The sequence below is a fragment of the Gimesia maris genome (assembly GCF_008298035.1).
In the GTDB taxonomy this organism is placed as follows: Bacteria; Planctomycetota; Planctomycetia; order Planctomycetales; family Planctomycetaceae; genus Gimesia; species Gimesia maris.
Window position 1 is genome coordinate 967,221 of sequence record NZ_CP042910.1, and the last position, 24,854, is coordinate 992,074.

Below are 24,854 nucleotides of genomic sequence, written 5' to 3' on the forward strand. Positions count from 1 at the left end.
CCCCGAATCATCATGCGGGAGGCGGGAGATATTAACATGCAGCGCTGGATTTCGATTGGCGTCGTTTTGGTGTTGATTGTCCTGGTGATTGGCCTGTTATTGCCGGCGGTACACCAGACACGCGAAGCGGCCCGCAAGTCGGTCTCCAAGAACAACCTGAAGCAGATCGGTCTGGCGGTGCTCAACTATGAAGATGCGCATCGATGTCTGCCTTCCGGCGGAGTCATCCGTGAAGATGGTACAGCGATGCAGGGCTGGTTGACGATGTATCTGCCCTACATGGACGCCAGCCCGGATTATAACAGGATCAATATGCACACAGCCTGGGACAGCCCCGCCAATCTTGATGTGACAGAAACAGTCCGACCAGCCTACCTGAATCCGGATGCCAATTCGAATTACACGAATACTGGTTTTGGGCTCACTCATTACCTGGGAAACCCGCATCTATTCTATCGTAACAGCAGTGTCACTTTCGACCAGATGGAGAAGGGGACCGCACATACCTGGGTGGCAGGGGAAGTGGCGGGGAATTATCAGCCATGGGCCTATCCTTTCAACTGGCGGTCTCTGGGAAAGCAACTGTGTACTGGGCCGGGGAGTTTTGGCTTCCCAAAGTGGAAGGGGGGGCATCTGATGTTTGCCGATGGCAGCGTCTCATTCTTTTCCGATCAGACGGCACCTGAAATACTGAATCAATTTGCCAGCGCTCCTCCCGTTCCGACACTGGAACAAATGGCGGTTCCCGGCAAACAGTTTGAAACAGGTATATTTCATTGGAAACAGATGCCCCTACAGACAGATCAGCACAGTGATCGCTCTTATTTTGTGAAACTGCTTGAAATCAGCGATCAGCAACCGATACTGATCCAGCTTTTCAGGAGCAATCACAGAGAGCTTACGGAAGAAGAGGAGCAACTGATGGACATGGATGAAATAAGAACGTTTTCTGTGCCCCGGTTGCTGTTACGGATCGACAAGACAACGGATATTTCTCAGGCTTTGAAGACCAGCTCCCTGTCAGAAGATGCTAGCCCTGCTCAAAAGACGGTCATTCTCAATCGGCTTGAATCGTTGCAGAAACAGTTGCCATAAAACGGAGTCCTGCTGGCAGGCAACGGTTAAGCCTTGTGATTTGATTGCCAGGTTGTTTCACTATGGTTCGATTTATCTGCATTATTCATACGAAATTTGAGATCCGGGAAGCATGAATCACGAATCAGCGGCAGTAGCAGAATCAGAGTCGATCTCAGGTGAGGAGTGGCTCCGGGATGCGCCGGATTCGTTGAAGTCGACCAGGCGGGGGCTCAAACTGGTGATTTATGGCGGTGTGCTCGTCTTTCTCGCGGCGGTCGGGGTACTGTATTTTCTGTTTGGTACAGAGATGCAGACAATATTCATGAACGTATTGCCGGTGATGGCATTCGCGGGAAATCTGATCATCTTCGCCGGAACGATTTTCTGTCTGTCGATTCCGGAGCAGGCCGGTGTCCGCAGGTTACTGATCGGGGCGGCTGTCGGTTTTTTCGCCAAAGTGATTTTTTCTGGCACCATTTTTTTTAATACCGAAGTGCTCAACCTGCCTGTGGCGTTGTTCCTGAAACTGGCCGGGAATGTGGGTTTCATTCTCTTTGCCCTGGCTCTGCGAAAGCTTCTGCTGTATCTCAATCGTCCGGACCAGATGTGGAAAGTGCATTGCCTGCTGGGATCGGTGGTGCTGTTTCTGATGGGATCCTGGTGCCTGGAACTGGTGACGGATCTGGGACTGGTGGGCCTCCGTTTGATTACCATTTACTCAGTGATGCTGGTGGGATTCTTCCTGTATCCCTGTTTCACTTTCAGCCTGAAGAAAGTACTACGGTAAATCTGGACACACTGCGGTGAGAATCATCCCCGAGCACACACCTGGAGTCAGAGATTCGTCTGGTCGGTGCATTTTCGGGCTGATTTGGCCCGAATGATGGCTCCGGGAAACGAAAATCTGCATTTCTTTACACTGAAACCGGCCAGAGTCGGGGGATCAGCTTGACGCATAAATTCAGGGGCAATATACTCGCGCGATGGACTTGTTTATCTCGTTGTGAGAGAATGAGTTTCGGACTATTTCATATTTACTGCGAGAGACTCTGATGAAGAGCGAACATAGACACGAACTGCAAACCAATGACCTGGGGAAACTGGTACATCAGGCAGAACCATATCTCGAAACCTATGGCGTCAAAGCCCTGGTGATCGGCGGGGTCTTACTGGTGCTGGTGATCGGTTATTCTGCCTGGAAAACCAGCCAGACCTCGCAGGAAGCAGAAGCCTGGACCCGATTGGCTGCCGCCAATTCGACCGAAGATTTCGAAAATGTCTATGATGAATTTCCCGGCACGAACGTCGCCGACTGGGCGCTGATCCATGCTGCCGAAAGTCACCTGCAGTCGGGAGTGCGAAACTCCTTTACTGATCGCAGTGCCGGTACTCGTGATTTGACTGATGCCAAAGAACAGTTCCAGAAACTGCTCGATTCGTCTTCCACCAGACCCGAAATTCGGGAACGGGCTCTGTTTGGCCTGGCGCGGACCGAAGAATCCATGTCGGACGGCGATCTGAAAAATGCCACTGAACTTTACAAAAAACTGATCCAGGAATTTCCCGATTCCATCTTCCGTAAACTGGCCGAACAGCGTGTGAAACCAGTTGATGGTGAAAAAGTCGCCGCCCTCGAAGAGGAAGGCACGAAGAACTTTTACAAATGGTTCCACGAGCAGTCACCCAAGCCCGGTGATCGCCAGCAACCTGGATTCAATATGCCTCTGCCAGGGATGACTCCCGGTGGTGCAGGCAATGATGCCAAACAAGATCTGCCCGGGCTCCCGGATCTGCCAGGTCTCCCAAGTCTTCCCGGGCTGCCTGAGCCTTTGACGAACTCACCACAGACGGATGATGCAAAATCGGACGCGCCCAAAACAGAAACACCCAAAACGGACGCACCAGCGAAAGCAGAACCCAAGTCTGCAGACAAGCCGGCTGCTCCTGAGGAACCAGCTAAGAAAACTGAAGCACCTGCTGAAAAGCCGAGCCCGGAACCAGCGACCGAAAAGAAACCATAATGTCTGACGAACTTTCGTCACCACCGCCAGAACTCTCCAGCGAACCTATTGAAATTACGGTCGAAGCTCGCGCTCATGGCTGGCGGATTGATCACTATCTGTGTCGCCTATACCCGAATTACACGCGCGTGTTGTTTCAGACTGCGATCAAGCAGGAGGCCGTCCTGGTCAATGGCCTGCCGGTCAAAGCGGCCCGTCGGATGCGTGTCAATGATCGTGTTTCGGTTCGACTTCCGGAATTACCCGATAATCGGCTACCTCCCGAAGATATTCCCATCGATATCGTCTACGAAGACGACTGGATTGCCATCATCAATAAGCCTTCGGATATGATCGTACATCCAGGCAAGGGAAACTACGCCGGGACACTCGCGGGCGCGCTGCAGTATCACTTTGATCAATTGAGTGATGTTGCCGGCCAGTATCGTCCGGGCATCGTGCATCGGCTCGATCGGAATACGAGTGGGATCATGGTTGTCGCCAAGGATAACCAGGTGCATGCCAAGTTGAGCGCCCAGTTTGAAAAACGGGATGTGCAGAAAGAGTACCGGGCCATTGTCTGGGGCCGCATGGAGTTTGATACCGATTACATCGATACTTTCATGTGTGTGCACCCCCGGGCACGGGAGAAAATGATTGTCTGCGATGAAGGGGGGAATGCCCGGAACGCGTTTACCTACTACGAAGTCATCGAGCGTTATCAGGCCTTCACGTATGTCCGGCTTAAACCTCGTACCGGACGCACACATCAGCTGCGGGTACACATGCAGCATATCGGTCATTCGATTGTCGCGGATCGTGTTTATGGCGGGCACAAGTCTTTAAAAATGAAAAGCCTCGGGATTCAGGCAGAAGCAGATGCGGCAGAATTGGAGTCCGATGTTTTAATCGAGCGTCAGGCCCTTCATGCGTATTGTTTGGAATTTTTCCATCCGCAGAGTGGAAAACCGATGAAATTTGAGGCACCATTACCTGAAGACATGCAAAACACACTTGCCGCGTTAGACCAGTACCAGAAGGAAGTATGAAGATGAAACTCGCTAAAGTTTTATTATCAAACGGAGAACGACACGTCGCGATCGTCGAGGCGAATGGAGTTCAACTTCTGGATCTGTCACAGGTGGAAAACTGTCATCGGCTGTCCGATATTCTCTACGCCCCCGATCCGATCGGGCTGGCAAAATTTCTGATTGATACCGAACTGCCTCCCGTCCCTTTCAACCAGCTCGAGTTCCTGGCGCCCATCGATCACCAGGAAGTCTGGGCGGCAGGAGTGACATACAAACGCAGCCAGGTGGCGCGGATGGAAGAATCGGAGGCGGCTGCCTCACATTACGATCAAGTCTACACCGCGGATCGACCCGAGCTGTTTTTCAAAGCGACTCCCAACCGGGTCTGTGGGCCAAATCAGCCTGTCAGAGTTCGTTTTGACAGCCAGTGGTCAGTGCCGGAACCCGAACTGACTCTGGTCGTTTCACCCGATCTGCGACTGGTCGGTTACACGGTCGGCAATGATATGTCGGCCCGGGATATTGAAGGGGAAAACCCGCTCTATCTGCCTCAGGCGAAATTTTACAGACAATGTTGTGGCCTTGGACCCTGTGTTCTGCTGCATGAACAGCCTCTGGATCGGGAAGCGACCCAGATCATCCTGACGATTGAACGGGAGGGGGAAGAAGTATTTCGCGGCGATACGACCATCGCGGAGATGGCACGCGGACTGGAAGACCTGATCAGCTGGCTGGGGAAAGAAAATGATTTTCCCAGTGGTGTGATGTTATTAACGGGAACCGGAGTTGTGCCCCCCGATGAATTCACACTGGAAGACCGTGACATTGTCTCGATTGAGATCACCGGGATCGGAACGCTCATCAATCCCATCGTGAAAGACGCAGCTTCTTAGTCTGCAGCACTGCTTCAATTTCCGCCAGCGTGGGTAACGCCTCGCGGTTGCCCAGGCGCTCGCATTTCAGAGCCGCCGTGATACAGGCAAATTTCAAAGTCCGTTCGACGGGCCAGTCTTCCAGAATGCCATACAGCAGCGCGCCGGAAAAGACATCTCCGGCACCTGTAGTATCCAGTGAAAGGACGGGCAGCGCTTCGCAATGCAGCCGGTTCGATTCCGTAAACAACCAGGCACCGTTCACGCCATCAGTGATCGTCACCAGGTCCGGTCCCTGTTGCAGTAGTTCCGCGCCTGCAGTCTGAATGTCGTCGGTATCGAGGTATTCAGTAATAAATCGTCGCGGGCAGTTCATGACGTTGAGGTAAGGAATTAACTCTTCCATCCCCGGTTTCAGCGAGCCGGCATCCAGGCAGACTTTGGCACCCGCCTGTTGTGCAATCTGTGCGGCGTGCAGGCAAGTGGCTTGAGGCCAGCCATCCAGGTGAACGGCATGTGCCTGTGTCAGTATTGATTCATCGAGATCAGCGGGTTGCAGCCAGTGTTCAGGGCGATAGCAGGCGATTGTACGCGTGCTGGCACTCTCATCGATCCAGACCTGCGCATAGCCGGAACGGGTGCCCGGCAATTGACGGCTGCCTGTGAGATCCAGATTTTCCGCAGCCAGTTCTTCCGCGATCAGTGGCCCGTACTGGTCGTCACCCCAACTGCCGAGAAACGCGCACTGTTTACCGAGGCGGCTTAACATGACCTGGGCTGTCGGCACCGGGCCGCCGATCTGGTAGGCGTCACTGATGATATTGGTTTTGGCATCCTGGACCGGATGATGCGACAGCAGGACCAGATGGTCTACCACGACAGTTCCCAGGCCGACGACATCGTAATTCATATCAGACGTGTTTCATCCAAGCGGAATCGCTGCAGGTTACAGTTTCTTTTCCCAGAACAGGGCATGCCCCATTTCAGGCGTCAGTTCATAGCCGGAAAATCCCAGGCGGGTATAGACGGCCTGAGCACGCGTATTTCCCTGCAGGACTTCCAGGGTGAGTTTACAGCATCCCCGTGATTTCGCAATGCTTTCCGCATGTGCAAACAGTTGGCCCGCGATTCCCTGTCCGCGAAAGTCGGCAGAAACATACACGTCGTGGATATTCAACAGAGGCTTACAGGCAAAGGTTGAGAAACCTTCGATACAGGTCATCAGGCCGACCGGTGTTTCGTCGACGAATGCCAATAACACAATCGCATCCGGGCGCGCCTGTAAGGCGGCTGGCAGATTGTGTTGCACCTCTGTAGGTAAAGCGGCGCTGCCTCCCTCGGGACTGCAGGCATAATTGTTTAACAGCGAAACCAGCGCGCTGGCGTGTTCCGGGTTGGTCAGGTCTGCTTCGAGAATCTGCATGGTTGTTTCAATTCGGTCTGGATACAGGGATTGGCGTCTATCGATGATCCACTTTTAGTTTAAGAACTGTTATTGTAAACAGAGTCGTGGCTACAGGGGAGTCACACGGTTCCAGGTCTGTTTAACGAATCACGCTGTTGAGAGTCTGACATGAAAATCATTCCGGTTCTGGATATCCTGAATCAAACCATTGTGCGTGGTATCGCCGGTCAGCGTGAAACGTATCAACCCATTCAAAGTGGTCTGACCCACTCCAGTCAACCCCTTGATATTGCGCAGGCTTTGCAAGACGAATTTGGTTTCAGTGAGTTTTATGTTGCGGATCTGGATGCGATTCTGCAACAACGACTCAATCTGCAAATGTATCAGTGTCTGCTCGACGCCGGTTTTACGTTTCTTCTCGATTGTGGATTGCACTTTGCTGGTGACAGCCAACCTTTATCAAAGATGAAAGGCATCACGATTGTCGCGGGGCTGGAAACATTGGAATCGCCACAGGAATTGAAGCAGCTGGTACAAAACTGGGGCGCTGCCTCAACCGTCTTCAGTCTGGATCTCAAACAGGGAAAGCCTGTTCGTAACAGTTCCTCAGACAATCCGTATGCGGCAATCGATGATCCGCTGGAGATCGCTGAATTGAGTCTGCAGCAGGGCGTGAACCAGATGATTCTGCTGGATCTGGCCAATGTGGGGACCGGTCAGGGAACCGGAACGGAAGCGCTCTGTCGCACACTGCGCAGCCATCACCCCGATTTGAGACTGATTACCGGAGGCGGCATTCACAGCATAGATGATCTACAGACTCAGGCAGAGCAGGGGGCAGACGCCGTACTGGTGGCGTCTGCGCTGCATGATGGCCGACTGGGGAGAGACGCTGTTCTCTCTCTCTCTTGACGTTCTATTGCTGCTGTAGCAGACCGGGCAGAGATTTCTTAAGGTCTGCAACGGTGGCACTGCGGTTGACCACTTTGCCTGCCTTGTCGACGAGGAACATGGTCGGCAGCGAGATCACGCCGAAGTCGCGTGCGGGTGCACTTTCCAGTCCACCTTCTTCATGGATATGAGCCCAGGTAACCTTGTGCTGCTTGATGTAGGCTTCTGCCAGTTCGGGAGTCGCATCGAGGTTGATTCCCAGCACGTCAAATCCCTGGCTGTGGTATTTGTTATACAGCTCCTGAATCTGAGGCAGGTCTTCGGTACAGGGTTTACACCAGCTCGACCAGAAGATCACCAGCAGCGCTTTACCCCGATACTGCCTGGCATCGATTTTCCCTCCAGCCAATGAGTTCCCCGTTAGCTCCAGTTCCGTGCCTGACAGATTCATACGTCGCAGGGCGCCCGCACCACGGGTGCCCGCTTCGGAATCAGCATGGCTTTCGACCAGTTTGGTGTACCATTTTTTGGATTCGGCTACTTTACCGCTGAATTCCTGTGTGACTGCCAACTGCAGCATTGCTTCCGCAGCGTCGTCCGAGGTGGGATATTTCTTGATAAAGTCTTCCAGCTGTCCCAGCCACCAGGTCTGCACATCGCGAAGTTGCTCACTTTGGGTCGACTGCAACTGGGTACTGTAATCGGCCAGTAAGGTGCGGTAGGTCACATATGCAATCAGATCCTGATCCTGAGATTTCTTCTGAACCTGATCGCGAATGGCCTGCAACTGTTTGAGGCCATCCTTGTAGCCCACCGTCTGTACGGCGGCTGCCAGCCCGTCGACCATTTGTCGGGTCCACTGGGATCGGTCATCTTCATTTTTGGCAGCTGCGATCAGCTTTTCGATAATGGCGACCCGCTCGGTATTATAGCGGGCAATCGCCTGTGGTCCCTGGTCCGGAGTCGGACCGTTCTGATCCAGTTTCTGCAGTTCATCCAGCAGTGCCTGCATCTCTTTGGAGAGACCAACGGTGGTATTCGTCGGTAACGTATTTGTTCCGGCGACCGGCTGCATCAGAATTCCGCCTTCGGTCACCTGGATGGATTCTCCTTCAATCGGCAATGGGACCTGTGTCAATCGCCAGGCGTTTCCTACGCGAATCAGTTCACCAAACTGGATCAGACCACTTTTTCCCTTGGTATCGACAATCGCCATCACATTTTCAAAGACGTGCAGATCTTTCTTGGTTTTAATGTCATCTGCAGGAATCAGGCCCGGCATAGAGCCATCAAAGCGGACCCAGATGGTGTCCGGTGTGATCATTTTGGTCTTGGAAAGCATCGTGGTGATATCTTTCGCAGCGCTGTTTACCGATTCACGAATTTTGTCAGCGAAGGGATTCTGGATTCCGGCGTCTGCCAGTTCCGCTTCCGTGATCATCAGTGTTTTAAAAGCCTTGGTATCATTCTTTGCCAGTGCGTTCATGGCGACGCGGGTGACTTCCTCCGCAGAAATCATATTCCACTCATCAATCTCGCCATCTTCATTCTTGTCAATGCCCCAGCGGGTTCCGGCAAGATTCATCCAGCGCGAGCCATCTACTTTATTATTATTGTTGGAGTCGATATCCCGGTAGACTTCCAGACCGCGATTGAAATACCGCCATTGATCGACCACGTTGTCACCATTCGTATCGACAAAGCGTCTGAGCACCTGTCCGTTCGGTCCATAGACGATCCAGCCAGAACTGTTTTTGCCCTGTTCGACTTCAACCTTGCAGCGGCCGTAATCGGCTTTGTCGGGGATTTCAATTTCGATGTCGGACTGGATCGGTTTGAACGTCAACGCGAGTTCAACCGACGGTGCATCAGCTGCCGGTAAAGAATGAGAAAACAGAATGAGGGTTGCGAATACTGTTAAAAAAGAGATTCGACCAATAGACATATCACGGGACTCCGATTCCGCTGGCACGCATACTTTAATGTTTGAAAAACGACAGAGTCGGGATTTTAATAGAAAACCGGTGTTTTGGTCACCATCAATTTCTGTAATTCCCGGTAAACCCATCAGTTACTGACGGAGTTTGTACTTCAGTTGATCAACAGGCCGGCGTAGCCGACCACCCGGGAGGAATCCCCGGTCACATCGCCTGAAGTGGCATAGCCCACTTGTTCTATCTGGTTTAGTTTGCCCATTTTCTGCAGCGTTTTCATCACGATGACTGCTGGCAGGACGCCACACATGGAAATATGGTACTCACGAACCGTTTCCAGCAGGCCCTCGGGGTCCAGCGACCGCATTTTCTCGAGTGCCAGTTCGTCCAGTCGACGATTTTCCTTGTCTGTGGCAAAGTGATTCATGTCGCTGGAAATCAATAACAGCGGCGGTTCGGGCATTTCCTGAATCACGCGCGCCAGTCCCGCGGCAAACTCTTCGCAGCGTGGCAGGTTGCCACTGCCGATGACAATACCGATAACTTTGGCATCCGGTGCCAGGCGTTGAATCAGCGGAAGTTCCACTTCAATGGCATGTTCGCTGCGATGGGCGGCGGCATCCAGTTCCAGTCCCGGGATCTGTTCCGCGAGTTTTTGTGCCAGCGCGCGATCGGAATTCAGGTTGCCACCGGGTAACTGCCAGGCCTGATGCGGTGCGACCGCCCAGTCGACTCCCTCGCGTGTGTGTTTGGGGCCGATGACGATAATCGTGGACGGGAGCTGAATCCGGTTCAGGACGCGGGCTGCGATTTTGCCCGAGTATTTCCAGCCCGCATGGGGCACCATCGCTGCAGCCCAGGGTTGAGCGTCTACTTGATCATGGAATAATTCCCCCAGCTGGGCGGTCATTCTGGCGGGGTCAGCGGGATAAAACGTCCCCGCGACTCCCGCTGGTCTGATTTCAGTTCCGAGTTCGGCACGGGGGCGGTTTACAATCTGAAAACGGGAGGTAGTGGTCTGCACCGCCAGGCTGAGAACCTGAACCGTTTCCGGTTGTTCGCAACTCAGGGCCTGTTGCGCTGCTTCCAGCAGATTTCGAGTGTCCTGATCTCGATCATGACACCAGGCATTTTTTTGACCGTCAATGAGCAGCAGACTGCGTTGCTGAAAATCAAAGTCTAGCAGATCATTTTGAGTCAGAGTGCCATGCATGGCCGGGTCGGATGCCAGCACCAGTTTGATTTGAAATTCGCCCGATTTCAGATTCAGTCTGGAAATGATCTGTGCCAGTTGCTGACAGAGTGAAAACACCGTGGACTGCATGGGAAATGTCTGCTTCAGAGCCCACTTGGAAAGAATCAGTTCTTCGTCTGTGCCCGTTCGCGATAACAGCAGCGCGACTCCCTGCAGATTCGTATCGGAGACCGCATCACAATAATAGGAGGGCACCTGGCCTTTGAGTAACGCGTCGACCGTTGATTGAATGTATTGCAGATACTGGGCAAATTCGCGCGGTCCCAGAATGGTTTTCGCCTGTTTTTCAGGAGCGAGGTCGACAAGCTCTGTGAAACTGGCAGCGCAGGAGATTCCCTGAAATCGCAATAAGGTGGTGCCGGAATCTTTCCAGGCAGTCGGGGGGAGACCCGCTTTGATACAGGTCTGGTTCAGGAATTCTTCAGCATCCCAGCCGTGATCAAGGGGCACGCCAGGCAGCAGTAATCCACTGCGACCATCGGCACGAATCTGCAATCCATGCTGTCCGACGACCACTGCATCAATCCGGTCTGCGCCCTGTTCAGGAACTGTTTCCAGTCCGGACAACAGCCAGACTTCAAGATCAAGATGAGCCAGTTCACTGGGGGAAACCGGGGGGAAGCGGGGATCATCCTTCGCCGCACGAACCGCAGCCTGCTGCAAAGCCTGTCCCAGTGGAAGTGGCTGGCCAAAGCTGCCGCAACAGGACCGTAACTGTCTCTGACGTTTCAGGCTGACAAAGGCACCGCTCACGGTTTTGTCCTGCAGTTCTCCCAGAGGAATCTCCACAGGCCTGCTGTGCGTGACGGTACCTGCAACGACAGCCGCTGCCTGCTGCAGGAGTGCCTGTTCCTGATCGGTGCTGAGTTCCATGACTTGCGTTAGCTGGTTGGGCTGCATCGTCGCAGGACCTTTCTGAGGCTCGGTGTTGCCTGGTCGCGAAAGAGGACTGTTTTTTAAGATGGACTGGATATCAACGGGCAGTCTTTTCTGACCCCAGTTGCCCGGCTTGTCACTGAAATTGCCTGGGATTTCTGTATCACAATTGCCACAGCGATTTCCCCGTAATGCATATTTCCCTAACTGATACCAGTTACGTTCGATGAGTGTCTGCTGACATTGCGGGCAGCAGGTACTCTGTCGGACGACATCATTCACGTTTCCAGTGTAAACATATTTGAGGCCGGCGGCGAGGGCGATCTCACGGGCACGGACCAGTGTTTCCGGCGGCGTGCCCCCGCGATCCCGCATGCGGAAATCAGGATGGAAGGCCGAGAAATGCAGCGGTACATCGGGGCCGATTTCGTTCAGAATCCAGTCGCACATCTGTTGAAATTCGCCGTCGTTATCATTCGCCTGCGGAATGACCAGATTCGTAATTTCGAACCAGACGTCCGTTTCGTGTTTCAGCCACTTGAGGGTATCGAGGACCGGTTGTAAATGCGAGAGCGTGATACGGTAATAGAATTCTTCAGTAAATGCTTTCAGATCGACGTTCGCAGCGTCGATGTGTTCGAAGAAATCCGCCCGCGCCTGTTCGGTAATATAGCCGGCTGTGACGGCGACGGTTTTTACTCCGCGGGCATGACAGGCTTTGGATGTTTCAATCGCGTATTCTGACCAGATGATAGGATCGTTGTAGGTAAACGCGACACTCTGGCAGCCCAGTTGCGCAGCGACTTCGGCAATTTCGTCTGGCAGTGCCCGGGCGCTTAAGCGTTCGATTTCTCTCGATTTGGAGATATCCCAGTTCTGACAGAACTTGCAACCCAGGTTGCAGCCTGCGGTCCCGAAGGAGAGGACACTGGAGCCGGGATAAAAATGGTTTAATGGCTTTTTCTCGATGGGATCGACACAGAAGCCGGTACTGCGACCAAACGTGGTCAATGCCATCTTGCCGCCGATGTTCTGGCGAACAAAACAGAATCCACGGTCATTTTCTGACAGCGCGCAGGCGCGCGGACAGAGGTCGCAGATGATTTTTTCACCTTCTGTATGCCACCAGCGGGCGGGGTAAAGTCCCGAATCCAGATCAGACGGATCTACTGCCGGCGTCATGATAGGTAGCGTTTTCTCTGCCATGGCTCTTATAAAAAAAGAAAAGCGTATCAATGGACAACAAGGAAGGGGGCCCTGACCTTCAGAATAATTTATTCACAAGGACAGGGCCAATAGTAAGTTCCAACTTTTAGACTTTTGAGTTGATGAGAACCATCCTTTCTCGCAAGTCGGCAGGATTCGTCCGTAAAAGTCGTCTCAACAGGTAATGCTACCTGTTGTTGTATTTTCTGGCGCAAGTCAGGTATTATCACAGCACGTTGATCAACTGCCATGTCTCTACTTCTATTATACGAAACTGTCCACTCGATGTTTGCAGATTATTTCTGGATTTTTGTGGCGGCCTGCTCTTATCTGGCCGGTTCTGTCCCTTTTGGGCTCCTGGTAGCAAAAGTGTTTACTGGTACGGATATCCGTAAAGTGGGCAGTGGCAATATCGGCGCCACCAATGTGGCTCGGACACTGGGGGCCAAATGGGGCGTCCTGGTACTTCTGCTGGATGCGCTAAAAGGACTGCTGCCTGTCTTACTGATTCCGCCTCTGTTTGTGAGCCCGGAATCTCCCGCGTTTGATCATGCCCGTGTCTTGAGTGGTGTCGCAACCATCCTGGGGCATATGTTTCCCCTCTGGCTGGGTTTTCGGGGGGGCAAAGGCGTGGCGACCAGCCTGGGTGTGATTCTGGTACTGGGCCCGTGGTCGACGCTGGTGGTGGTCATCGGTTTTGCATTGACATTTCTGCTGACAAGGATTGTTGCTTTGAGTTCAATCGTCGCCGCGATTGCGTTTGGCGTGGCGCAATTCATTCAACTGGGGTCCGCCGCGTTCACACAACAGAAGTGGAGCCTGGCGGCTTTCAGTATTGCAGTCCCGCTGTTGATCATTATCCGTCACTGGAGCAATCTGGGGCGGATCATGCGGGGAGAAGAGAAGAAATTCTCGTTCGGCAGCCGTAAGAAATCGGCAACAGCTGAATCTGAATCCGGCAATGGGGAGAGTGCTTCGTAACAGGTCAAAGCGTTGCGGAAGTTTGCCACAGCGATCAAATCATCATGATTTAATCGCAGGCAGTGGTCTACTCTTAAGAGATTTCTGCGTCGTGCAGAATAAGGGGAAGGCCGTTATAGTTCTACACGAATATTGTTGGTCAGGGCATACTGGTCGATTTCACTCAACGCGGCATGAGTAGCCAGCTGTTTGTGGTAAAATGAATCGGTCCGCCCGGAAAGAACCACGATCTCACCCAGAATATCAACTTTAAGCGACTGCACCTGGCTGCCAGTCCGAAATGTGATGGTCTGCTCAATTTTCTGGGAAAGCTGTTTTGCTTTCTGCGAATAGGTTTCTACTGTCATTCAAAATCCTCCTTGAATAGAGCCTGTTTTCAGGCTTGTGATAGCGATACCAGAATCAATCGGATCGTCGTTTCAATTCGTCAAAACTACGGTCGTTTCCCTGGGTACGCCCTTGGCAAATTACCATCAGACAACATTTTGTGTTGCAGCCAGAAAGTTGATGCTGGACAGTCGTGGCATTCAAGGCGGGTGGCTCTAAAGCAGCAGACTCGTGAAACTCAAGAACGACAAGCGATAAACATCGTTCCGCTTCCGGCAGAACACAACTCCATTTTCTGTTATGGCAAATCTCAGTCAGTGAACTCTTTGCTGGAACTTCAAAAAAAGCAAATCGTGGACTCAAGGTTCCTCTCGCTTGAGAGTACAATTTCCATTTTGCTCCACTGAATTCTTAACGATGTAAATTTATCCGCCCGCTTCCCATTCGTCAAACAAAATTCTCAACGAATATTTCGATTCGGCGGAAATAACTTTCTGAGAAAGCGGGCGTCTCAGACTTACTTCTGGTCTGAATTCCAGATCCAGACCAGCGCATCCGGTAAAACCGCTTTCCCGTGGCGGCTGCTGTGAATCCCATGGCCGGTGACAAACCAGTAGTCATAACCGCTGTAGGCCAGGGCAGCTGCCATCCGCTCGTTATTCAGAAACCAGTTACCCAGTTTATTGTCCAGATCATTATCCCCATCCTGTAAAAAGACCTTAAGTGGTTTGGGGGGATATGTTTTGCGAATCAGACCAGGGTAGTCGTGTGCTGTCTTCCACGGGCCAAACTGGTCGAGGGGAATCGTATTGTTCTTGCGAGAGGGATAATCACTGATTCCCCGGAAATCACAGAAACTGCCCACAAAGGAAATCACCTTCTGAAACAGGTCGGTTCGATGCCAGGCTGCCGTAAAAGCACAACTACCGCCGGAAGAAGCGCCACAGATCAGATGGTCTTCCGGTTTCTCGGAAATCCGGTACTGCTGACGCAGGGCGGGCAGCATTTCCTGGTCCAGGAAAGTCGCATACTGCGCCGTACAGGTGTCATACTCATTGCTGCGGTTGCGAATCTCCGATTTCCCTTTTCCGTTTGCGGGAATCACGCCGGGATTGATGAAGACGGCAATGGAAACCGGGACCTTTTTCGCATGAATCAGGTTATCCAGCACGATCGTCGCGTTGCCATCGCCGTGACAGTATCCGCCACCATCGGTAAAGACGATCAGTTTGGCGGGGGGGCCTGTTTGGGAATACTGGGCGGGCACATAAACCCACCAGTCGCGAACTGTGCCCGGGTACTGTTTCGTACTCTTAAAAGCAGGCATCTGGGTGAGCTTTCCCTGGGGAACTCCAGCTTGTTTAAGGCTTTCGGGAGCCCATTCGTAGCTTTCAAAACCGAATCGGTTGGAGCGACTTGTCTCCAGCCGTTTGCCGTTGACGCCGAACTGGTAGTGGGCAGAAGAAAAATCAGGGAATTTTTCAATACGGGCGAAATAACCGGAGTCTCCCAGTTCGACCATCGGCCACTGACGATCTTTCTCTGCGAAAATGATGACTTCGTCACCCGGGTTTGCTTTCAAAAACCAGCCCGCAAAACCGCCGCCATCGTCGGTCTTTTCGATCAACGCTTTATGATTGCCTTTGGTTAAATCTTTTTCTTTCTGATATCGCTTTTTGAAGTAGTCCAGAACCTGTTGCTGATTCTCCTTGCTGACCGGTGTTTTGAGTAACTTCGAAACATCAGACAGTTTTTGTGGTGCCGCGGTCAGCGGACTTTTCATTGTCAGCAGCGACAACATGATTATGGTCAGTGGAACAGCGGCGCGAAGAGGGCAATATTTCATGGCAGGAAGCTCCCGTAGCAGGATTCTGGTCAACAGGTCAATTAACGTTTTCTATCAGGCAATGTGCTCCATCTGGATTACTTGAATTACCTGAGTTCTCTGATTCGTTTTCGCTTGCTTTATTACACTGGCTATGGGAGTGATTTGCAATTCCGGGCACTCTTGAACTTCAAATCTTACGATTCGTTCCAGAAATTGGATGCTGTCCGTTTGGATCGACTCCGCTTCCAGCTACAATAAATACAACTGGTTCACAGTCAACTTTCCTGGAAAGGCAGTTTCGTGTCGCAGACGCTCAATCCACATCATGCTATTTATGTAGGCAGTTTCGATCCCCCCACGCTGGGGCATCTGGATATTGTGGAACGGGGTGCGGCGATCTATTCGAAAATCACGGTCGGCATCGGGATCAATCCGGACAAACGCCCACTGTTTTCACCTGAAGAACGTCAGCAGATGCTGCAAGGCCTGTTGACCAGGTTTCCGAATGTCGAAGTCAAATGCTTTCAGGGGCTGGCCGTTAATTTCGTGCAGGAGTGTGGTGGCGGCGTGATGCTGAGAGGGCTGCGGACATTAACCGATGTTGAAGCCGAATTCACAATGTCGCTGGCAAACCGGACTCTGGCTGCGGAAATCGAAACGGTCTTCCTGATGGCCAGTGAAAAATACACGCATATCTCCAGCTCACTGATCAAGCAGATCGCGCAGCTGGGTGGTGATGTCGCAGAAGAAAAACTCAAAGACTTTGTGCCCCGACAGGTGGTCGGTCCACTGGTTGAAAAATTCGCTTTAAAAACTTCAAACCAGTCTTAACGTCTGCTGGGCTGGTTGTTCAAAAAGGAGATCTCATCATGGTCAAAACCGCATCCACAATGCTTCCACTGGGAACACAGGCTCCCGACTTTTCATTGAAGAATGTCGATGGGTCAACTGTTTCCCTCAGCGACTTCAGTGACTCCAAAGGACTGCTGGTCATTTTCATGTGCAACCATTGCCCGTTTGTCATTCATCTGCGCGAAGCATTGGCTTCCTTTGCAGATGAGTACATGGAAAAAGGTCTGGCGGTTGTTGGTATCAGTTCCAATGATGTAGCCACACATCCCGACGACAGCCCGGAGAAAATGGTCGAAGAAGCCAAATCCGCCGGCTATCACTTCCCCTATCTTTACGATGGCACACAGGAAGTCGCCAAAGCCTACAAGGCGGCCTGCACCCCTGATTTCTTTCTGTTCGATCAGGAACAGAAACTCGTTTACCGTGGACAGTTTGATGACAGTCGACCAGGCAGCGACAAACCGATTACCGGCGCCGATCTGAAAGCGGCCTGCGATGCTGTCCTGGCGGGATCGCCTGTAACGGAAGATCAGAAGCCGAGCATCGGCTGTAACATCAAATGGCAGGAAGGTAAAGAACCCGAATACTTCACCGGTCAGCCTGCCGTCTAAGGCATCAGTCTCTCTACAAAAAAGCTCTCTTTGTTTTTTAGCGAAGAGGGCTTTTTTAATGCGCTGTTTTCAGGGGAGAGCAGCCTGTGAGGTGAACCGGTTTCAAATGGTGATTCAGTTTGTAGCGATGCTGATGGTATGTATTCCCGGTTTGACACCTCTTGTGTCTCTCAGAAAAATCAGGTGTCCGGGTGTGCGGTAAATGCTTCGCCAGCCTGAATGCAGGCGGGCAAGTCGGTAGTTGCTCTGAAAATGCAGTGATACGCAACTACAGACATTTCCCTCTGTTTTCCCGGAAAACTGGAATTGGAATCAAAACTCACATTGGTGTATACTTATGGATATGGTTCCGGTCAGTTTGAGGGGATTTAATCGTGAAATCTGGTCAGGAAGGAAGGGATCCTGAAATCTCTGTCGAATTCAGCAAATTGAAGAGGTAATTCACATATTCTGTGTACGATTGCCTTAGTAGGAGACTTTGTTTTTGTATTTGAAGTCAGGAATATTTATCATATTACCACCGGTTGAATGAAGTCATCTGTATGAGCATTGAACAGGAACAGACAGACCTGCCCGACGAACTACATGTGAAATTTCTCCATGTATTTACGCAGCACCGAAATCAGATCTATTCGTATATCTTTTCGTTGCTGCCCAACCGGGATGATGCGGAAGATGTCTTTCAGAGAACCAGTCTGATTCTCTGGAAAAAATTTGCAGACTACGATGAAACCTGCAGTTTTTTTTCCTGGGCTTGTGGCGTGGCTTTTTATGAAGTCAAAAATTTCATGCGTGTGGCTCAGCGAAAGCGTTTGCAGTTTCGAGATGATGTCATTCAGCAACTGGCTGATGAACGTGCTGAGATTCCACAACTCAAGCTGGATGTACGTGCTACAGCGTTAGAAGAGTGTATGCAAAAACTGAAAGCGAAAGACCGTAAGCTGGTGAACCAGGTCTATCGTGATCAGATACCTGTGAAAGATTTAGCGGAAGTCGCCGGAGCTGCAATACAGACTCTGTATAACAGGCTCAATCAGATTCGTCGTCAATTAACTCACTGTATAGAACGGACTGTCTCTTATACAGGAGAGGGAAAATGAATCAAAACAATAAATATAATGAAATGCTGTATGAGCTCTTCGGTGCGCTGTGCAACCAGACCATCACCAGCGAGCAGCATCAGCAACTCGAAGAAGTCCTCTCTTCCGACGCGGATGCCCGACTGAAATATTTTAACTATCTTGATCTGCATCTGAATCTCGAACGAATGCACGACGAGCAGCCGGTATCTGATTACGAGTTTCAGATCCAGGCACCGCTGGTCAATGCCTCCTATACGCAGGCACCACCGGGTCAACCTGTGAAAACCTCTACCGCGTTGTGGTTGCTGGTTTCTGCTGCCTGCCTGGTGCTGGTGACAGGCTTTCTAACCTTCAACCTGGCACCTCCGGCTGCTCCACAGATCAGTCTGGATACGCCGCAGTCTCAGCCGAAACCACCTTCTGCAGCGGCAGTCACCCAGACCGCAGCCGTGCGGTTTGCTGAAGGTTCTCCCTTTCTGAAAGTCGGTTCCCCCATTGTGAACTGCCAGGAATACGCAATTTCTGCCGGTCAGTTGCAACTGATATTTACTAACGGTGCCGAAGTCATTCTGACAGGACCTGCCGTCTTCGAAAGCCAGGGGCCAGAGCATCTGGCAGTGCGTTACGGTGCCTGTTCTGTCTATGCCCCCGATGGTGCCGAAGGGTTTACCGTCGAAACACCTCTCTCCCAGGTCGTCGATTACGGCACCCGGTTTTCTGTCAATGTTTCGGAAGCGGGTAATACCGACGTGCAGGTCATCGAAGGTGAAACCGACGTACAGCCTGTGAAGTTCAAATCGGACAGTCAAATCAAATCACAGCGATTAACCCGTGGCATGGCACAGCGTTTAACGACCAATAACGGCGTTGTCGTTGATGACATCCCCTTCGATCAGAAGCAGTATGTTTCACAGTTACCCGATCGAGTGGTTTCATACACAACAACTGTGGGACCGGAAAATCGTGCGGAAGATTTGAAATGCGTCACCGTACAGAGAGGTGGAAAATCCTATCAGTATGAAGTGGAAGACCTGATTGGAATTGAACTCACCCACTATCAAGGGAGATCCTTCCTGACACGTAATGATGGCATCGATCCCGGTACCGATGGGAACCCCGGGACATTACGCCGACATCTGCTGGACGATGATCGTTGCCTGCTGACCGGTGTGGTCAATCCCGGCGGATCCACATCGCCCCTGACTGCGGCACCCGTCATGCATGAAGAGGAAGACCCTGCTCACCCCAATACTCCGGGTATGGCCATCCGCTTTCGAGAGCCGGTGGTCAATGGTCCCGGGCCGGATATTGTTCTGTTCGATCTGCAGGTGATTGTGCACTCAACCACCGGAGATGCCTTTTATGCGACTCCACTGCCGTTCACGGAAAAATCCAAAACCCACCTGATTCAAAAATTTGATATCGATCTCGCTTCGCCCGAAGCAAAACCACTGGAGAAATTCTGGTTGCACATTTTCAACCGGAAGTCAGGCATCAGTTCCCGCTCTGAGCTGGAAACAGCGAAAAGTAATGGTGGTAACTGGCATGTCGTGGGAGCCAAAGCTCTCGCGACTGGTATCAATCTGTCTGACCTTGGTATTGCAGAAGGTGAAACTGTCGAAGGCCTGTTCATCCAGGATGTGCAGGATGACGGCGATATGATTGACCCCGTCTTTATCGGCGGGCTCCCCCCTTTGAAACCTGCACGCAAATAATTTGTAATAACATCTGATACGATTCGAAGATAGATACCCTTTTATTTTCAGCGTCGATAAATGAAAGAGGAATGGTTCATGAGATTCCTGCAAGTCAGTCTGTTACTTTTGCTGTCGACCAACCTGGTCGTGGCAGCAGAAAAAGCAAAGCCGGCGAATTCCAAAGTCGATCAACGTCAGCTGCACTTCTTTGAGAAAGAAGTCCGCCCTCTTTTGATCAAACATTGCCTGGAATGTCATGGCGATAAAAAACAGAAAGGGGAACTGCGCCTCGATTCGCTCAAAGCGATGCTCACCGGTGGTGAGAGCGGCCCTTCGATCGTTCCCGGAAAATCGCATGAAAGTCTGCTGGTAGAAGCGATCAACTACGAATCGTATGAGATGCCGCCGGATGAAAAACTCTCCGACAAAGAAATCGCCACACTCACACGCTGGGTTGATACGGGAGCGTACTGGCCTGAAAACGCAGATTACGTCATTAAACAGCGTAAAATGGAAACATTCTTTACTGAAGAAGACCGTAACTTCTGGGTATTTCAACCCGTGAAGCAGACAGACGTTCCCGAGGTCAAAGCGCAGGACTGGTCGAAAAATCCGATCGACGCGTTTATCTTTAACCGTCTGAAAAAAGAGGGTCTGAAACCTGCCGGCGAAGCCAGTCGAACCACGCTGATACGACGTGCCTATTACGATCTGATCGGCCTGCCTCCTACGGTGGAACAGATCAACGCTTTCGTAAATGATCCTTCCCCCGATGCCTGGTCGCGCTTGATTGAGGAACTCCTGGAAAGTCCGCATTACGGTGAAAAATGGGCCCGGCACTGGCTGGATGTAGTCCGCTATGCCGAATCAGACGGGTTCAACCAGGACGCGTTTCGTCCGGAAATCTGGCGCTATCGCGATTATGTCGTGCGTTCTTTCAACAGCGACAAACCCTACTCACAGTTTGTAAAAGAACAACTGGCCGGTGATGAAATTGCACCCGAAGATCCCGAAGCGCTGGCTGCAACCGGTTTCCTCAGGCATTATCTCTACGAATACAATCAGCGTGATGCCCGCACCCAGTGGAATGACATCCTCGACAACATCACCGATGCGACCGGCGATGTATTTATGGGAATGAGCATGGGCTGCGCCCGTTGTCACGATCACAAGTTTGACCCGATTTCGCATCAGGACTATTACCGGCTGCAGGCCTTTTTTGCACCGATGATGCCTCGTGACGATGCTCCCTTTGTGACTCCCCGGGAACTTGCCGAATACAATCAGAAACTGGATCTCTGGGAAAAGAAAACAGCCGACATTCGCGCCCAGATCGATGAAGTAACAAAAAAATCACTCGAAGGGGCAGCCCGCAGCCAGATTAAAATGTTCCCCGCCGACATCCAGGAGATCATGGAGAAACCGGAAGCCGAACGGACCGCTCATGAGCATCAACTGGCTGACCTCGTGAACCGACAGGTAGACATCAAGCAGAGATCCTCACTGGCTTCACTCAAAAAGAGTGATAAACCCAACGGGAAAAAATACAAGGAACTGCTTAAACAACTGGCCGCCTTTGATGATCTCAAACCCAAACCGCTGCCCACCGGGATGAGCGTGACCGATTCCAAAGGTGCAACGCCCATCACCACAATTCCCGATGACCCCAATCATACACCGATTGTGCCCGGCTTTTTATCTCTGTTGAAACCGGGGGAAGCGGAGATCGTCCCCATTTCAACCGCGCCGCATTCCACAGGTCGCCGTACAGCACTGGCGAACTGGATGGTTAATCCGCAGAATCGTCTGACGACGCGCGTCATTACCAACCGCGTCTGGCAGTATCATTTCGGCACTGGACTGGTCGCGACCGCCAACGACTTCGGTCATATGGGAGAGGCCCCCAGTCATCCGGAATTACTGGACTGGCTGACGGCTTATTTCGTAGAAAATGGCTGGAGTATTAAAAACCTGCACCGTCTGATTATGAATTCATCCACGTATCGTCTGTCCGCCTTTCACCCGGCACCGCAACAGGCTGAATTGAAAGACCCGACGAACCGGCTGCACTGGCGGGCCAATATCCGCCGTCTGGATGCAGAAGACATTCGCGATTCCGCCCTGTTCCTCTCCGGGGAGCTGGATACAAAACTGGGGGGTCCCTCGGTCAGCGCAAATCAACCACGGCGCAGTATCTATACGATTATGAAACGCAATGTGCAGGATCCCGTATTAGGTGCCTTCGATCTGCCCGGTGGTATTAAAAGTGTCGCCCAGCGCGATGTCACCACCACAGCCAACCAGGCCTTACTGATGATTAACGGTGACTGGTTTCTGAAACGTGCCAGTGCAATGGCCCGTAATGTGAAATCGGAGCCCTTCAATTCTGAAGAAGAACTCATCAGTCATCTGCACCAGATGGCATTCGGGAAAAAACCGGAGCCGGCTGAAATCAAGCTGTTTTCAGAATTCCTCAATACTCAGGAAAAACGCATCGCAGCCGAAGCCGACAGTCACAACCAGACCTTTATCGGGCAGATTACCCAGAAAACAGGCGACGCCATCAAACTGGGGAAAGGCTCGAAACTTGCCAGTCTGAGTGTGGGACCTGCCAAATCACTGCCTGCTGTGGATCTGACCATTGAAGCTGTTGTGCAACTGGATTCCATTTACGAGAATGCGTCCGTCAATACGATTGCCGCTCACTGGACCGGTAACTCGAAACAGCAGGGCTGGTCGTTTGGTGTCACCAGTCAGAAATCCGCCTACAAACCGCGGAACCTGATTCTGCAACTGGTGGGCGATAATAAACAGGGGAAACTGACATATGAAGTCGTTCCTTCCAATCTGCATCTGGAACTGCATAAACCCTATTATGTCGCTGCGGCGATCAATATTGCGGATACCAGTGAGCAGGGAATCACGTTCTATGTCAAGGAACTCTTTTCAGACAAACCGCTGCAGACTGTCTCTGTCAAACATTCTGTCGTGGATAATTATCGTCCCGATTACAACTTTGTACTGGGGGGACGTGAGAAAACATCGGGCAGCAGATGGACCGGTCTCCTCGACAATGTCCGGCTTTCCGAAGCCGCTTTGACTTCAGAGCAACTTCTCATCAATCAGCCCGATCAGCAGTCGGAGGCCACGGTCGGATTCTGGCAGTTCAATGATGAGAACAGTCTGTTGAAAAACCAGGTCGCGGGTGCAGTGAAAATTCTGCCTCCTTCGGAAACCTCGCTGGGGGCCAGTAACGCACGTCAGCAGGCTTTGGCCGATCTCTGTCATGTGCTGTTAAACTCCAACGAATTCCTCTACCTGGATTAATCAGTCGTGACTCACGACAGCAAGAGTAGAAAGACAATCTTATGAGCAATCAGACTCAACAGAATATCAATCGACGCGAACTCCTTTTTCAGGCCGGTGCAGGATTCGGCGGGATCGCCTTGAATGCATTAATGGCACAACAGGCTCAGAGTGCAGCCATTCCCGACCGCAAGTCCCTCTCTCCCCTGGCTTCAAAACAGACGCATTTTCCCGCGACAGCGAAAAGTGTGATCTTCCTGTTCATGGAAGGAGGCCCCAGCCATATCGATCTGTTCGATCCCAAGCCGGAACTGCAGAAACTGGCTGGCAAGCCACTGCCCGAAAGTTTTAAAAAACCGATTACCGCCATGGGGGAAGTCAATTCACCACTGCTGGCTTCCAAACGAAAATGGAAGCAGCACGGCGAAGCAGGCACCTGGGTTTCAGACTGGTTGCCTCACACCGCGACCTGTGTCGATGACATTGCAGTTCTGCGGGGTTGCTGGACAAACGGTATCAATCACGCCGGCGGTGTCTGCCAGATGAATACCTGCATTCCCCTGGCCGGTCGGCCTTCACTGGGGAGCTGGGTGACGTATGGGCTGGGAACGGAAAACGAAAGTCTGCCGGCCTTTGTCGTCATTCAGGATAATAACGGCACCGTCGTGAACGGTCCCCGTAACTGGGGCACCGCATTCATTCCCGCCGTCTACCAGGGCACACGACTGAATACGGGTAAAACTCCCATTTCCAATCTGTATCGTCCTGAAGATATTTTCCCCACGCAGGAAGCCGGCAAACTGGATCTGCTGGCGAAACTGAATCAGCGTCATGCCGCGTCGCGCAAACAGCAGTCCGAACTTGATGCCCGGATTGAATCTTATGAACTCGCATTCCGCATGCAGGCCGCTGCTCCGGAAGCGGTCGACCTGTCTCAGGAAACCAAAGAGACCCAGGAACTGTACGGCATGGATCAGAAGGAAACCAAGGTCTACGGTACAAACTGCCTGCTGGCACGCCGGATGGTAGAGCGGGGTGTTCGCTTCGTTCAACTCTACAACGGAGCCGGCAGCAAGTGGGATTCTCATTCAAGCATTGAAAAACGTCACGCCAGTCTCTGTAAAGGGATGGATAAATGTGTCGCCGGTCTGTTGAAGGATCTCAAGCAGCGCGGCCTGCTCGATTCGACGCTGGTCGTCTGGGGCGGCGAGTTTGGTCGGACCCCGATGAGTGAAAAAGGGGATGGCCGCGATCATAACCCGACTGGTTTCACCATGTGGATGGCCGGAGGCGGCGTCAAAGGGGGCCAGACAATTGGCGGAACCGACGAACTCGGACTCTACGCCGTCGAGGACCGCATGCACGTCCGTGATATTCACACCAGCATTTATCACCTGCTGGGGCTCAATAACCTGAAGCTCGAATATCGCCACAAAGGCAGCCCTGAACGTCCGACCCTCAACGAAGGCGAATTCATGAAAAAACTGGTGACAGGTTAGTCAGGTCTGTAAATATTTACATAGTAATGGTTTATGCTGCGTAGTGAGTCGTCAGTGAGTGGAGGCTGCGCAGAACCCCTCTGTCTGGGACAATCCTGAGAGTTTGACTCTTTTTTATTAATCA

General features: G+C 51.9%; 19 protein-coding genes and 1 pseudogene. 13 read left to right on the forward strand and 7 right to left on the reverse strand.

Annotated features, from left to right (window positions below; translation table 11 throughout):
* Positions 1 to 36 precede the first annotated feature (36 nt).
* From GmarT_RS03625 to GmarT_RS03645, 5 genes are all read left to right on the forward strand, one after another.
* Positions 37 to 1,095 carry a DUF1559 family PulG-like putative transporter gene (locus GmarT_RS03625; protein ID WP_157158901.1) on the forward strand — a complete coding sequence of 353 codons (1,059 nt, stop codon included), beginning with the start codon at positions 37 to 39 and terminating at the stop codon, positions 1,093 to 1,095.
* A gap of 112 nt (positions 1,096 to 1,207) precedes the next feature.
* Positions 1,208 to 1,864 (forward strand): hypothetical protein, encoded by a 657-nt coding sequence (locus GmarT_RS03630; RefSeq protein WP_002644292.1) that lies wholly within the window; start codon positions 1,208 to 1,210, stop codon positions 1,862 to 1,864.
* Between the two features lie 265 nt (positions 1,865 to 2,129).
* Positions 2,130 to 3,098: a tetratricopeptide repeat protein gene (locus GmarT_RS03635; RefSeq protein WP_002644290.1), complete on the forward strand. Its 969-nt coding sequence runs from the start codon at positions 2,130 to 2,132 to the stop codon at positions 3,096 to 3,098.
* On the forward strand, positions 3,098 to 4,126 hold the full coding sequence (locus GmarT_RS03640; RefSeq protein WP_002644289.1) for an RluA family pseudouridine synthase: 1,029 nt from the start codon (positions 3,098 to 3,100) through the stop codon (positions 4,124 to 4,126). The genes GmarT_RS03635 and GmarT_RS03640 overlap by 1 nt, the downstream gene beginning before the upstream one ends.
* 2 nt (positions 4,127 to 4,128) lie before the next feature.
* On the forward strand, positions 4,129 to 5,001 hold the full coding sequence (locus GmarT_RS03645; protein ID WP_044236474.1) for a fumarylacetoacetate hydrolase family protein: 873 nt from the start codon (positions 4,129 to 4,131) through the stop codon (positions 4,999 to 5,001).
* On the opposite strand, the gene GmarT_RS03650 is transcribed toward GmarT_RS03645, so the two are convergent.
* Both GmarT_RS03650 and GmarT_RS03655 read right to left on the reverse strand, forming a co-directional pair.
* Positions 4,970 to 5,890, reverse strand: a complete 921-nt coding sequence (locus GmarT_RS03650; protein ID WP_002644287.1) for a carbohydrate kinase family protein — start codon at positions 5,888 to 5,890, stop codon at positions 4,970 to 4,972. The genes GmarT_RS03645 and GmarT_RS03650 overlap by 32 nt on opposite strands.
* Before the next feature lie 36 nt (positions 5,891 to 5,926).
* The gene (locus GmarT_RS03655; protein WP_002644286.1) at positions 5,927 to 6,403 is read right to left on the reverse strand and encodes a GNAT family N-acetyltransferase; all 477 of its coding nucleotides are present in this window, start codon (positions 6,401 to 6,403) and stop codon (positions 5,927 to 5,929) included.
* Positions 6,404 to 6,553: 150 nt separating this feature from the next.
* Between GmarT_RS03655 and GmarT_RS03660 the strand changes: the two genes are divergently transcribed.
* Positions 6,554 to 7,297, forward strand: coding sequence for a HisA/HisF-related TIM barrel protein (locus tag GmarT_RS03660; RefSeq protein ID WP_002644285.1), 744 nt, complete (start codon positions 6,554 to 6,556; stop codon positions 7,295 to 7,297).
* A gap of 4 nt (positions 7,298 to 7,301) precedes the next feature.
* Here GmarT_RS03660 and GmarT_RS03665 read toward each other — a convergent pair whose 3' ends face one another.
* From GmarT_RS03665 to amrS, 3 genes and pseudogenes are all read right to left on the reverse strand, one after another.
* Positions 7,302 to 9,221, reverse strand: coding sequence for a redoxin domain-containing protein (locus GmarT_RS03665; RefSeq protein WP_157158900.1), 1,920 nt, complete (start codon positions 9,219 to 9,221; stop codon positions 7,302 to 7,304).
* A gap of 146 nt (positions 9,222 to 9,367) precedes the next feature.
* Complete coding sequence (amrB, locus tag GmarT_RS30305; RefSeq protein ID WP_369010743.1) at positions 9,368 to 11,365, reverse strand: AmmeMemoRadiSam system protein B; 1,998 nt, start codon at positions 11,363 to 11,365, stop codon at positions 9,368 to 9,370.
* 69 nt (positions 11,366 to 11,434) lie between these two features.
* Positions 11,435 to 12,523 (reverse strand): annotated as a pseudogene (gene amrS / locus GmarT_RS30310) (AmmeMemoRadiSam system radical SAM enzyme); the annotation flags it as partial.
* Positions 12,524 to 12,832: 309 nt separating this feature from the next.
* Here amrS and plsY point away from each other — a divergent pair.
* Positions 12,833 to 13,528 (forward strand): glycerol-3-phosphate 1-O-acyltransferase PlsY, encoded by a 696-nt coding sequence (gene plsY / locus GmarT_RS03675; protein WP_002644282.1) that lies wholly within the window; start codon positions 12,833 to 12,835, stop codon positions 13,526 to 13,528.
* 113 nt (positions 13,529 to 13,641) lie between these two features.
* Here plsY and GmarT_RS03680 read toward each other — a convergent pair whose 3' ends face one another.
* Together GmarT_RS03680 and GmarT_RS03685 are read right to left on the reverse strand one after the other, a co-directional pair.
* Positions 13,642 to 13,875 carry a BON domain-containing protein gene (locus tag GmarT_RS03680; RefSeq protein WP_002644281.1) on the reverse strand — a complete coding sequence of 78 codons (234 nt, stop codon included), beginning with the start codon at positions 13,873 to 13,875 and terminating at the stop codon, positions 13,642 to 13,644.
* Positions 13,876 to 14,372: 497 nt separating this feature from the next.
* The gene (locus tag GmarT_RS03685; RefSeq protein ID WP_052301207.1) at positions 14,373 to 15,701 is read right to left on the reverse strand and encodes an alpha/beta hydrolase; all 1,329 of its coding nucleotides are present in this window, start codon (positions 15,699 to 15,701) and stop codon (positions 14,373 to 14,375) included.
* A gap of 282 nt (positions 15,702 to 15,983) precedes the next feature.
* Here GmarT_RS03685 and coaD point away from each other — a divergent pair, with 282 nt between their 5' ends.
* From coaD to GmarT_RS03715, 6 genes are all read left to right on the forward strand, one after another.
* Positions 15,984 to 16,514: a pantetheine-phosphate adenylyltransferase gene (gene coaD, locus GmarT_RS03690; protein ID WP_002644279.1), complete on the forward strand. Its 531-nt coding sequence runs from the start codon at positions 15,984 to 15,986 to the stop codon at positions 16,512 to 16,514.
* 38 nt (positions 16,515 to 16,552) lie between these two features.
* Positions 16,553 to 17,146, forward strand: coding sequence for a thioredoxin family protein (locus GmarT_RS03695; RefSeq protein ID WP_002644278.1), 594 nt, complete (start codon positions 16,553 to 16,555; stop codon positions 17,144 to 17,146).
* A gap of 542 nt (positions 17,147 to 17,688) precedes the next feature.
* Positions 17,689 to 18,246, forward strand: a complete 558-nt coding sequence (locus GmarT_RS03700) for a sigma-70 family RNA polymerase sigma factor (protein ID WP_002644277.1) — start codon at positions 17,689 to 17,691, stop codon at positions 18,244 to 18,246.
* A complete protein-coding gene (locus GmarT_RS03705) occupies positions 18,243 to 19,943 on the forward strand; it encodes a FecR family protein (protein WP_002644276.1) in 1,701 nt (566 codons plus the stop codon). Before GmarT_RS03700 ends, GmarT_RS03705 begins: the two co-directional genes overlap by 4 nt.
* 78 nt (positions 19,944 to 20,021) lie before the next feature.
* Positions 20,022 to 23,252 (forward strand): DUF1549 domain-containing protein, encoded by a 3,231-nt coding sequence (locus tag GmarT_RS03710; RefSeq protein ID WP_002644275.1) that lies wholly within the window; start codon positions 20,022 to 20,024, stop codon positions 23,250 to 23,252.
* 41 nt (positions 23,253 to 23,293) lie between these two features.
* Positions 23,294 to 24,730: a DUF1501 domain-containing protein gene (locus tag GmarT_RS03715; RefSeq protein ID WP_002644274.1), complete on the forward strand. Its 1,437-nt coding sequence runs from the start codon at positions 23,294 to 23,296 to the stop codon at positions 24,728 to 24,730.
* Positions 24,731 to 24,854: the final 124 nt, after the last annotated feature.

Coding starts and splice junctions, on each gene's coding strand:
- GmarT_RS03665 (WP_157158900.1), bottom strand. CDS start 9,221: ATGTCTATTGGTCGAATCTCTTTTTTAACAGTATTCGCAACCCTCATT.
- amrB (WP_369010743.1), bottom strand. CDS start 11,365: ATGCAGCCCAACCAGCTAACGCAAGTCATGGAACTCAGCACCGATCAG.
- GmarT_RS03710 (WP_002644275.1), top strand. CDS start 20,022: ATGAGATTCCTGCAAGTCAGTCTGTTACTTTTGCTGTCGACCAACCTG.
- GmarT_RS03685 (WP_052301207.1), bottom strand. CDS start 15,701: ATGAAATATTGCCCTCTTCGCGCCGCTGTTCCACTGACCATAATCATG.
- GmarT_RS03660 (WP_002644285.1), top strand. CDS start 6,554: ATGAAAATCATTCCGGTTCTGGATATCCTGAATCAAACCATTGTGCGT.
- GmarT_RS03635 (WP_002644290.1), top strand. CDS start 2,130: ATGAAGAGCGAACATAGACACGAACTGCAAACCAATGACCTGGGGAAA.
- GmarT_RS03695 (WP_002644278.1), top strand. CDS start 16,553: ATGGTCAAAACCGCATCCACAATGCTTCCACTGGGAACACAGGCTCCC.
- GmarT_RS03705 (WP_002644276.1), top strand. CDS start 18,243: ATGAATCAAAACAATAAATATAATGAAATGCTGTATGAGCTCTTCGGT.
- GmarT_RS03630 (WP_002644292.1), top strand. CDS start 1,208: ATGAATCACGAATCAGCGGCAGTAGCAGAATCAGAGTCGATCTCAGGT.
- GmarT_RS03680 (WP_002644281.1), bottom strand. CDS start 13,875: ATGACAGTAGAAACCTATTCGCAGAAAGCAAAACAGCTTTCCCAGAAA.
- GmarT_RS03640 (WP_002644289.1), top strand. CDS start 3,098: ATGTCTGACGAACTTTCGTCACCACCGCCAGAACTCTCCAGCGAACCT.
- GmarT_RS03625 (WP_157158901.1), top strand. CDS start 37: ATGCAGCGCTGGATTTCGATTGGCGTCGTTTTGGTGTTGATTGTCCTG.
- GmarT_RS03650 (WP_002644287.1), bottom strand. CDS start 5,890: ATGAATTACGATGTCGTCGGCCTGGGAACTGTCGTGGTAGACCATCTG.
- GmarT_RS03655 (WP_002644286.1), bottom strand. CDS start 6,403: ATGCAGATTCTCGAAGCAGACCTGACCAACCCGGAACACGCCAGCGCG.
- GmarT_RS03645 (WP_044236474.1), top strand. CDS start 4,129: ATGAAACTCGCTAAAGTTTTATTATCAAACGGAGAACGACACGTCGCG.
- plsY (WP_002644282.1), top strand. CDS start 12,833: ATGTTTGCAGATTATTTCTGGATTTTTGTGGCGGCCTGCTCTTATCTG.
- GmarT_RS03700 (WP_002644277.1), top strand. CDS start 17,689: ATGAGCATTGAACAGGAACAGACAGACCTGCCCGACGAACTACATGTG.
- GmarT_RS03715 (WP_002644274.1), top strand. CDS start 23,294: ATGAGCAATCAGACTCAACAGAATATCAATCGACGCGAACTCCTTTTT.